The 6,312-nt window shown below is 75.5% G+C and carries 8 protein-coding genes; 3 read left to right on the top strand and 5 right to left on the bottom strand.

Annotated elements, in window-relative coordinates:
• A partial coding sequence (locus ACFYVJ_RS07185; RefSeq protein WP_388887382.1) for a PHP domain-containing protein occupies positions 1-90 on the bottom strand: 90 nt, incomplete at its 3' end.
• A 508-nt stretch (positions 91-598) separates the two neighbouring features.
• On the opposite strand from ACFYVJ_RS07185, the gene ACFYVJ_RS07180 reads away from it, so the two are divergent.
• Complete coding sequence (locus ACFYVJ_RS07180; RefSeq protein ID WP_388887336.1) at positions 599-1,657, top strand: PP2C family protein-serine/threonine phosphatase; 1,059 nt, start codon at positions 599-601, stop codon at positions 1,655-1,657.
• A 7-nt stretch (positions 1,658-1,664) separates the two neighbouring features.
• Here ACFYVJ_RS07180 and ACFYVJ_RS07175 read toward each other — a convergent pair whose 3' ends face one another.
• On the bottom strand, positions 1,665-2,468 hold the full coding sequence (locus tag ACFYVJ_RS07175) for a class I SAM-dependent methyltransferase (RefSeq protein ID WP_388887334.1): 804 nt from the start codon (positions 2,466-2,468) through the stop codon (positions 1,665-1,667).
• A 75-nt stretch (positions 2,469-2,543) separates the two neighbouring features.
• Here ACFYVJ_RS07175 and ACFYVJ_RS07170 point away from each other — a divergent pair, with 75 nt between their 5' ends.
• On the top strand, positions 2,544-2,834 hold the full coding sequence (locus ACFYVJ_RS07170; protein WP_388887333.1) for a hypothetical protein: 291 nt from the start codon (positions 2,544-2,546) through the stop codon (positions 2,832-2,834).
• A 49-nt stretch (positions 2,835-2,883) separates the two neighbouring features.
• Here the strand turns inward: ACFYVJ_RS07170 and ACFYVJ_RS07165 are convergent, their stop codons facing one another.
• From ACFYVJ_RS07165 to ACFYVJ_RS07155, 3 genes are all read right to left on the bottom strand, one after another.
• Positions 2,884-3,897, bottom strand: coding sequence for a hypothetical protein (locus ACFYVJ_RS07165; protein WP_388887332.1), 1,014 nt, complete (start codon positions 3,895-3,897; stop codon positions 2,884-2,886).
• Positions 3,897-4,517, bottom strand: a complete 621-nt coding sequence (locus tag ACFYVJ_RS07160) for an RNA polymerase sigma factor (RefSeq protein WP_388887330.1) — start codon at positions 4,515-4,517, stop codon at positions 3,897-3,899. The genes ACFYVJ_RS07165 and ACFYVJ_RS07160 overlap by 1 nt, the downstream gene beginning before the upstream one ends.
• Positions 4,518-4,762: 245 nt before the next feature.
• The gene (locus ACFYVJ_RS07155; RefSeq protein WP_388887328.1) at positions 4,763-5,389 is read right to left on the bottom strand and encodes a TetR/AcrR family transcriptional regulator; all 627 of its coding nucleotides are present in this window, start codon (positions 5,387-5,389) and stop codon (positions 4,763-4,765) included.
• Between the two features lie 60 nt (positions 5,390-5,449).
• On the opposite strand from ACFYVJ_RS07155, the gene ACFYVJ_RS07150 reads away from it, so the two are divergent.
• Positions 5,450-6,280, top strand: a complete 831-nt coding sequence (locus ACFYVJ_RS07150) for an aldo/keto reductase (protein ID WP_388887326.1) — start codon at positions 5,450-5,452, stop codon at positions 6,278-6,280.
• Positions 6,281-6,312: the final 32 nt, after the last annotated feature.

The raw sequence follows: 6,312 nt of genomic DNA, 5'->3' as shown, positions 1-6,312 counted from the left end.
CGCCGCGAACATATCCTTCAACCGCGCCGCCCCATCCAGCAGCGAATACTGCGTGTGCACATGCAGATGCGTAAAAGGCGGCTTGGCCACGACGGCTCCTCACACAACGGGGCGTTGTCAGGAGCGCCATCAAAGCCCCAGGCCGAGGGCCGTTTCAAACAACAGACACGCCCATGTGAACAACTCGGCGTTGTACCGGAGGGATTGCCTCAGCCCGGGAGCGCGTCCCGGGCCGCGGGGCGGAGCGCCGCGGGAGGCCGGCCACCACTACCCCGTCCGGACCCATGACGGCGGGGCGCGCCTGCGGGACAATGGACGTCGTTCGCGTCGCGACCTGCTTCGACCGTGGCTCGTTCGGATCCGGCCACGCCCGGCGGGAAACCCCGCCGCCCACCGCCCGGTTGCGGGGGTTTTGCCCCGACCGTACGGGGGTTGGCGCGCCGGACCTGGTGCCGGACAGGCAACGATTCGGCCGCATCGGTCCCCGATGGGCCGATCCTTGCCTAGCCTCACGGGGTGGGGCCGACCGCGACGGGGGCCGTATCTCCGCGCCGTCCGAGGTGCAGAGCCGACCAGCGGCTGGAGTAGCGAGTAGCGCATGACCGACCGGAAGTTGCCGCATCACCGCACGCTCAACGCGCTGCCGTACGCCGTCATGGGCTGCGTCGCGCTCGTGGACGTCACCGCGGGACCCGACGTCGGGTTCCTCCCCCTGGTCTCGCTGGGGCCCGCCTTCGCGGGCCTGGTCGGGGGCTGGCAGCGCACCGTGTTCGTCGGCGGGATCGCCCTGGTGCTCTGTGTCCTGCTGGGCATCTCCGACGTGATGTTCGAGTCGCGGCGCGGCTATGTCGCCCTGCTGTCCGTCGCCGGTGTCACGGTCGCCGCGCTGCTCGCCGTGCGGATGCGGCATCGCCGCGAGGAGGAACTCGCGAGCGTGCGGTCCATCGCCGAGGTGGCGCAGCGCGTGCTGCTGCGCCCGGTGCCACGCAGCGCGGGGCGGCTGCGGGCGGCGGTCTCGTACACCTCGGCCGTGGCGGAGGCGCGGATCGGGGGCGACCTGTACGAGGTGGTGACCTCGCCCGCGGGCGTCCGGCTGATCGTCGGCGACGTCCAGGGCAAGGGCCTGGAGGCCGTGGAGACCGCGGCGGTGGTGCTCAGCGCCTTCCGCGAGGCGGCGTACGACGAACCGGACCTGACGGCCGTCGGGGAGCGGCTGGAGCGGGCGCTCGACCGGCAGCTCGACGGCGAGAAGTTCGTCACCGCCATCCTCGCCGAGGTCGGCTCCGGCCAGGAGGTGACGCTGCTCAACTTCGGGCACCCCGCGCCGCTGGCGGTGCGCCAGGACGGCGACGTGCGCTACCTCGCGCCGCCGCAGCGGGCCTTACCGCTGGGTCTCGGGGAGCACGGCGTCGCCCAGCCGCAGCCGCACACGGCGGGGTTCGCGCCCGGAGACCAACTGCTGTTCTACACCGACGGCGTCACCGAGGCCCGCGACCGTGCCGGGGCCTTCTACCCGCTGGAGCAGCGCGCCGGGCTGCTCAAGGACCCCGACCCGGAGGGGGCGCTGACCGCGCTGCGCCAGGACGTGATCGAGCACGTCCGGGCGCCGCTGCACGACGACGCGGCGATGCTGCTGCTGCGCTACCGGGAGGGCTGACCGAGCGTCAGCCGAGGCGGCGGGCGATCCGCAGCTCGGTCAGGTAGCGCTTGACGATCCGGCCGCCGTGCCGCCCGTCGATCAGGCCGGCGAGGCAGGCCAGCAGCGCGTCCCTGGCGGGGGCGGGCAGCGCCCGGTGGCCGGAGTACGTGCGCAGCACGTCGAGGTACTCCGCGGTGGAGTACGGCAGGTCCCACTCGTACCGGTGGAAGACCGGCGCCGCGAAGCGCTCCTCGCCGCGGAGGTCGTCGCGGTCCTCGGGGACGGCGGCCGCGGGCCGCAGCCGCAGGCCCGGGGGCGTCGCCGGGTCGAACCGCTCGTAGCAGCCCTGTGCCGCGGCGAAGAACTCCTCGGTGCCGCCGGCCACATGGTGCGTACGGATGGTGGCCAGCACCCCGCCGGGGCGCAGCGCGTCCGCCGACTTCGGCACCCGGACCGCGGGGTCGACCCAGGCGAACGCGGTGGCGGCGAGCACCACGTCGAACGGCTCGGGCGGCAGCGGCCACTCCTCGAACACCGCGTTCTCGACCTGCACGTCAGGGAACGCGGCGAGGTTGCGGCGCGCCACCCGCGCCATGCCCGCGCCCAGTTCCACCGCGGTCACCCGGCAGCCGCGCTCGGCGACGGGCACGGTGGCCTGCCCGGTGCCGCAGCCGATCTCCAGCACCCGGCAGCCGGGGCCGAGACCGCCGGGCGCGGCGGCGCCGAGGTCGTCGTACATCTCCCGCGGGTAGCGGGGACGGGCGCGGTCGTACAGCTCCGGCGCCTCGGTGAAGGTCGCCCGCAGGCGCTCGCGTTCGTCGTCTGTCACCGCGTCACCCTATGATCGGCTTCCTTGCCCGTGCATCGTCATTTCGCGGCATCCGCCACCGAGAGGAACGCCCCCTTGATCCGACGCGAGAGCTACTGCGGCGGCCGGCTGGTGAAGGAGGTCGAGCAGGTGCGCGACGACCGCGCGCCCTCGGGCTTAGCGGCGCCGGGCGGCGACGGGCCCGCGCTGTGGCTGCTGGACGGTGAGCGCGTGGAGCCCGCGGAGGCGGAGGCGTTCTGGGTGGTGTGGACGTCGGTCCGGCGGCGGCATCCGCTGGGCGAGACGGCGCGGAGCTGGCCGGTGGTCACGATCGGGTGCGCCATCGTGGTGTGGCTGGTGACGATGGTGCTGACGCAGTTCGGTTGAGGCGTACGGGCCGGGTGCCGGGCGCGGCGGCGGCCGGCGGCGCCGGCGCTCAGTCGTCCTCGTCGCCTTCGTCGTCCTCACCGTGGCCGCCGTCGCCGTCGCTGCCGCCGTGGTCGCTCCGGCCGCCGTCGCCGAAGTGCTTCTCGCAGAAGGCCGCGACGGCCTTCTCGCCGCCCGCCTCGCGGACGAGCCGGTTCCAGGACTTGTTGTCGTTGGCCTGGCCCTCGCCGTCGCGTTCGGCGAGGAACATCTCACACTGCCGCTCGACCGAGTTGCCCGGCTTGCCCGGCGCGCCCTGCTCCTCCCCCTGACCGGCGCCGCCCTGGCCGGTGCCGTCGTCCTGCGTGCCGTCCGGCTCGGCGGCGCCGCCGGCGCCGGGCGCGGTGCCGCCGTCCGGCTCGTCGCGTCTGCCCTCGGGTCTGTCGTCCACCCTGTTGCCGCCCGCGGACGCGGCGCCCTCGTTGGCGTCGTCGCCGTCGGTGGGGTCCGGTTCCGGGGTGGCCGTCGGCGAGACGGCGGGCCCCGTGGGGGGGCCGGGGGTGTCGGGGGCCGTACGCAGGATCGCGCCGGCCCCGAGCGCGACGCCGCCGAGCACGCAGCCGGCCGCGGTGACCGCGGCGGCGGTGCGCAGCCGCCGCAGCCGCCGGGGCGTACGGCGTACGGGGACGGCGCCCGCGGCCGGCGGCGCGAGCCGCACCACCGGCTCTGCGGGCACCCGCCGCACCGGTACGCGGGACTCGCAGCCGGGGCGGGAACCGTTGACGGCGTGGCCGTTCACCGCCCGGCCGTTGGCCGCCTTCTCGCGGCGGGCCGGTTCCGCCGCTCCCGCGCCGTCCGCGGCGCGGGCGGCGCGGAACGCGGCCAGCGCCGCCCGCTCCCCCGGCAGTTCCGTGTCGAGCGCCGGGCGGCCGGCGCGGGCCGCGGTGTCCAGCAGCGCGGCCAGCCGCTCGGCGGTGTCCTGTTCGGCGGGCGGCAGCGCGGGCCCGGCGTCCAACTGCTCGCCGGCGAACAGCCGCTCGGCGGCGCGCTGGTCGAGCCAGGTGTTCCGGTCGTCGTCGCCCATCACATACCCCTGAGCATCCACGTGGCCGTGCAGGTCGCCTCACCGGCCGGTGCGCCGGCCGGACAGTCGCCGGCCGCGGCATCGCCGAACTGGTCCGCCAGCAGGCGCAGACCGCGCAGGGTGGCGGAGCGGGCCGCGGCGGGGCTCGTGCCGAGCACGTAGGCGGCTCGCTCGGCGTCCAGCCCCACGATCGCCCGCAGCGCGACGGCGTCGGCTTCCGCGCGCGGCAGCCAGGCGATCAGGGCAAGGGTACGCCCGCCGTCAGGACGCCCCGTGCCCCCCTCGGGGCGCGGGCCGCCGCCGGAGCCGTGCGGGCCGCGGCCGGGGCCGCCGGGCCGGTCGCGGAGGTGGGCGAGCGCGCGGGTGCGGGCGAGGCGGGCGCACCAGGCGCGAAAGCTCGGCGGGTCGCCGTCGAACGCGCGCAGATCCCGGGCGATGTCCTGCCAGGCGCCCGCGGTGACCTCCTCCGCGTCGCCGTCGCCCGCGGCGTCGCCGACGAGGGTGCCGACGTAGCGGACGAGGCAGGGGTGCACGGTTCTGTACAGATGCACGAACGCGGCCTCGTCGCCGGCCTGGGCGGCGCGTATCGCCTCCGCGAACGGTGCGTCAGCTTCTGCCATGCCCGGTCAGCCCGCCCGTGGCCTGCTGGCCGGGCGCACACAGAACGGATCCATTCGGTAAGCACCCCCCAGGTGCCGGTTTATCGGGAGGCCGACCACATGCCTTCGCTGTCCGCCCGCGCGGAAGAGCACGCTACGGCCCGCCGCGGGATCGCGTCCAGTCCGCGGACACCCGGCCACACCGCTTGGGACGTAAGGGAGTTCTTGTACCGAATGGGTCGTGTGCGGGGCTGTCGCCCGGATGATCACTGATCTTCGTCCGATCGCCCGCGGCCGCCGCCGAGGCCGTCGAGGAGCTGTCGTACGAGGGTGGCGGCGAGGTCGTCGGCGAGCGGGGCGTGGCCGAGGAGCAGCCGGTGGTAGACGGGCGCGAAGAGCTGGTCGAGGGCGGCGGCGACGTCGGTGTCCGGCCGCAGTTCGCCGCGGGCCACGGCGTCGTGGAGCAGCCGGGCGCAGGCGGCGCGGCGCGGGCCCGCCCACCGCTCGTCGAGCGCGGTACGGATGCCGGGGTCGGCCTGCGCGGCGGCGGCGAGATCGGCCACCAGGGGCCCGGTCGCGGTGTCGCGGAAGATCCGGACCAGCGCCCCGGCCTCGGCGGCGAGGGCGTCGGCGAGGCCCGCGCCGGCGGCCGGCCCGGCGGGCGGGTCCCCGGTGACGTGCGCCAGGCTGTCGAGCATCACGTGCCCGCGTGTGGGCCACCACTTGTAGACCGTCGACTTGCTGACCCGCGCCCTGGCGGCGATCGCCTCCATGGTGACCGCCTGCACCCCGCCGGCCACCAGCAGTTCCGTGGCGGCGGCGAGCACCGCGGCCCTGGCCCGCTCGCTGCGGGGCCGGCCCCGCGGCGCGCGCGGCCCACCCGTTTCGCCCATGCCCGCCTCCGGCGTCCGCCTTATACTGAACGCACCGTACGATAAAGGGAAGGAGCACGTGTGACCAGCGTCCCGGTCCGCAGGCTCAACGACGGTACGAAGCTCCCCGCCCTCGGCCTCGGCACGTACCCGATGGACGACGCGCAGGCCGAGCGGGCGGTCGCCACCGCCCTGGAGACCGGCTACCGGCTGGTCGACACGGCGCTCAACTACGGCAACGAGACGGGCACCGGCCGCGGCATCGCCCGCAGCGGGGTGCCGCGCCAGGACGTCGTGGTCACCACCAAGCTCCCCGGCCGCCACCACGGCTACGAGCAGACGCTTGCCTCCTTCGAGGAGTCCCGCAAGCGGCTGGGCGTGGGCTACGTCGACCTCTACCTGATCCACTGGCCGCTGCCGCGCGCGGACCTGTACACCGACTCCTGGCGCGCGATGATCAAGCTGCGCGAGGAGGACCTCGTACGCTCCATCGGCGTCTCCAACTTCACCGTCGGCCAACTGGACCGGCTGGAGCGGGAGACGGGCGTGCTGCCCGCGGTCAACCAGATCGAGCTGCACCCGCACTTCCCGCAGGAGGAGCTGCGCTCGTACCACGCCGGGAAGGGCATCGTCACGGAGAGCTGGAGCCCGCTGGGCCGCGGCACCGACGTGCTGCGCGACGCGTCGATCGCGCGGGTCGCCGAGGCGCACGGCGTGACGCCCGCCCAGGCGGTGCTGCGCTGGCACACGCAGCTCGACGCCGTGCCCATCCCGAAGTCCGCGGATCCCACGCGGCAGCGCGAGAACCTCGGCATCTTCGGCTTCGAGCTGTCGGCCGCCGAGATGGCCGCGGTCGCCGGCCGGCCGCAGCGGCGCGTGGGCGGCGACCCGGACGAGCACGAGGAGTGGTGACCCGCGGTCCGTCAGGTGCGGCGCCGCGCGGC

This window comes from Streptomyces sp. NPDC004134 (assembly GCF_042874195.1).
In the GTDB taxonomy this organism is placed as follows: domain Bacteria; phylum Actinomycetota; class Actinomycetes; order Streptomycetales; family Streptomycetaceae; genus Streptomyces.
Note: the sequence above shows the minus strand (reverse complement) of the source record. Positions and strands in the feature narration are given on the sequence as shown.

Bases quoted from the DNA above. Each gene is read 5' to 3' on its own strand.
- ACFYVJ_RS07180 (WP_388887336.1), top strand. From the start codon at position 599: ATGACCGACCGGAAGTTGCCGCATCACCGCACGCTCAACGCGCTGCCG.
- ACFYVJ_RS07165 (WP_388887332.1), bottom strand. From the start codon at position 3,897: ATGGGCGACGACGACCGGAACACCTGGCTCGACCAGCGCGCCGCCGAG.
- ACFYVJ_RS07160 (WP_388887330.1), bottom strand. From the start codon at position 4,517: ATGGCAGAAGCTGACGCACCGTTCGCGGAGGCGATACGCGCCGCCCAG.
- ACFYVJ_RS07155 (WP_388887328.1), bottom strand. From the start codon at position 5,389: ATGGGCGAAACGGGTGGGCCGCGCGCGCCGCGGGGCCGGCCCCGCAGC.